This is a genomic window from Priestia sp. P5_B4 (genome assembly GCF_056400385.1).
The window spans coordinates 1-2,924 of record NZ_JBFULJ010000474.1 but is presented as its reverse complement, the minus strand read 5'-3'; the positions used below and the strand labels follow the sequence as shown (position 1 = coordinate 2,924).

At 37.2% G+C, this 2,924-nt stretch carries 3 protein-coding genes; all 3 read right to left on the bottom strand.

What is annotated here, in order from left to right:
* Positions 1-33: 33 nt before the first annotated feature.
* On the bottom strand, positions 34-969 hold the full coding sequence (locus AC1DRF_RS21530; protein ID WP_477741648.1) for an ABC transporter substrate-binding protein: 936 nt from the start codon (positions 967-969) through the stop codon (positions 34-36).
* A gap of 18 nt (positions 970-987) precedes the next feature.
* Positions 988-2,334 carry a sigma-54-dependent transcriptional regulator gene (locus AC1DRF_RS21525; RefSeq protein WP_477741647.1) on the bottom strand — a complete coding sequence of 449 codons (1,347 nt, stop codon included), beginning with the start codon at positions 2,332-2,334 and terminating at the stop codon, positions 988-990.
* Between the two features lie 5 nt (positions 2,335-2,339).
* Positions 2,340-2,924 (bottom strand): sensor histidine kinase (locus AC1DRF_RS21520; RefSeq protein WP_477741646.1); only part of this gene is annotated, 585 nt, incomplete at its 5' end.

Genomic DNA, 2,924 nt, shown 5'->3' with positions numbered 1-2,924 from the left:
GCACAATGTGCAGCTTTTAATGTTTTGTATCTATCAAGGAGTAAGCAAGTGATTTTCTAGTAAAAATTTATAGGCAACATCTGATACGTCTTTGTGTAAAATATCAACTTGATAATTCAGTTCTACCATCTTTTTATTCGTTAGTTTACTTGATAGTTCATTTAAAGTGGAAACGACAGACGGATAGCGGCTTGCTAACGATTGTTTTACTACGGGAGCCGCATAATAAGGCGGAAAAAGAGATTGATCTTCCTTTAGTAATACAAGGCCGTATGCTTGAATTCGACTATCAGATATCATTCCAATCCCTACGTCTACTCTGCCTTCTTTTACTGCTAAAGGAATAATTTCTGAATCGATTCCAATGATTTCAGTTGAAAGGGACTTCAACTCATAGTTATTAGCTAATTGCATCAAGCCGTCTTTTCTTTTTAGAAATTCATTGTTTGTAGCTATTTTCACTTTTTTATTTTGCTTTTTTATGTAGGAAATCAAGTCAGAAACAGAGTTTAAATGATGCTCCTTTGCAAAAGAACGGTTAACTAAAACCCCCCAGCTGCTGTTAAAATGGCTAGGATGCAGCCACGTTAAGTGTTTTTTCTCATCCTTTTCTTTCACCAGCTGATACAACTTTTTTTCATTATAGACCGGCTCTTGGTTTTGATGCACAATTCTTGCCGTACTCGTATATTCCCAGTACATATCAACATAGCCCGCCAAGCTTGCTTTTCGAATAGAATCGCTGTCTAAAAAGCGCCTTTCATTCACAGTAGCTCCTTGTTCTTTTAATAGAAGCGCGGTCATTTTCATTAGTAGATATTGCTCGGTCATGGATTTCGACCCAACTGTAATACTAACAGAATTGAGAGGCTTCTTTTCTTCTCTAAGAGGGGCAGTACTGGGCTGCTGACATGCTCCCATCACTGTAAAACACAGTACTAGTAAGCTGAATATTTTACGATAGGTCATTTCTTTCATATCCTTTTTCTAAAATTTAAGACCCATTTTTTTMATTTTATAAATTAACGTATGGCGAGCAATTCCTAGTTTTTGAGCTGCTTTCGTTTGATTGCCTTTCATTTCTTCAAGAGCGTTTTTAATCATTTCTTCTTCTACTTCACCTAATGCATGTGATAAATTTGTTTGTTTTGCTTTTATCGGCTGATTCTTATATGAATGAGACTCTTGCTTATTAAAAAGATACGTTAAATCGGAGAGCTCAATTGTCCCGTGCCGTTTTAAAATATGAACTCTTTCAATCGCGTTTAACAGCTCACGAATATTTCCCGGCCAATCATAAGAAATTAGCTGTTGAAGTGCCGCGTTTGAAACAGCAAGCGTCTTATTGTATTTTGAATTTAACTTTATAATGTGATGATGAATGAGCGGTTCAATGTCTTCTTTTCGGTGCCTTAGAGGAGGAATGGTGACCTCCATTAAATTTAATCGATAGTATAAATCTTCCCGAAATTTCTTTTGTTCTACTAATTGTTGAAGCGGTTTATTTGTAGCTGAAATAATTCGGACGTCCAAGGATTCATACTCGTTGCTTCCGAGCTGCATTACTTTTTTTTCCTCGATCACATGCAATAGCTTTGCCTGCATGCTTAACGAAATTTCTCCAATTTCGTCTAAAAAGATGGTACCGCCATCCGCAGTAGAAAACTTACCTTTTTGAGAAGAAGAAGCCCCTGTAAAAGCTCCTTTTCTATAGCCAAACAGCTCACTTTCAAGAAGGGCTTCCGGTATGGCTGCGCAGTTGATAGCGACAAAAGGATTATTTTTTCGATGGCTCTGCTCATGTATCCATTTAGCCATCGCGGTTTTACCTACTCCGCTTTCACCTAGAATTAAAATGCTGGCGTCTGTATCTTTTACGTACTCCACCATTTCAACTAGCTTGTTCATTGCTGGGCTTTTTGAAATAAAGTCTTTGTCTTTATCTTTTTCCATCACCGCATCCGATTGCTTGCCCGTGCATAGCGAAGCAATAATATTTTTTAGTTCTTCAAGTTCGATAGGCTTATTCAAATAATCAGCAGCCCCTATTTTCATAGATTGGACAGCGCTCTCAACATTCCCGTATGCAGTAAGCATGATTACTTTTGATTGCGTTACCTCTTTTAACTTCTTTAATACATCGATCCCCGTCATATCCGGAAGCATATAATCTAGTATCACGACATCTACATCCAGCGTTTTAGCCATTTGGATTCCTTTTTCTCCAGTATATGCCGCGTGCGTATAAAAACCAGATTTCTGAAGCTTTTTGGCTACCAGCTTACAAAGGTTCTGCTCATCATCAATCATTAACACACTGCACTTATTCTCCATGTTTTTTAGCCTCCTTGTGTAATTTTCTGTTTGGGAAAACGGCATGTAATGGTTGTCCCTTTGCCTTCTATACTTTCAATAAATAATTCTCCTCCATGTTCTTTTACAATATCTCTTGCAATCGTTAACCCTAGTCCTGAACCTGTTTCTTTTGTAGAGTAAAAGGGATTAAACAGCCACTCTAAGTCCTGCTTGTTAATGCCTGAACCAGTATCTTCTATACGAACAACCACATATTCTTCGTTCATATTCATAGTTTGAATGGAAGCGATAATATACCCGCCCTCATCCATTGCTTCCATTGCGTTTAAGACAATGTTTAAAAATACTTGAATCAATTGATCATAGACCCCTGTAATCAAACATTTTTCTTCAAAGTCTTTTACAATGCTAATGTTTGCTTCATTACACTTTAAACGCAGTAAATGAAACACTTCTTCTAACACTTGTACAAGTGACACTTCTTTCTTTTCCTTTTGACTCATGTTTGCAAAATTAAGAAAATTATTTGTGATCTCTTTGAGACGGTTTACAACGATGAATACGTCCGCAGCAAGCTCTTTTACTTCTTCTGAGCAGAAGCTTTCCTC

Coding starts and splice junctions, on each gene's coding strand:
- AC1DRF_RS21530 (WP_477741648.1), bottom strand. CDS start 969: ATGACCTATCGTAAAATATTCAGCTTACTAGTACTGTGTTTTACAGTG.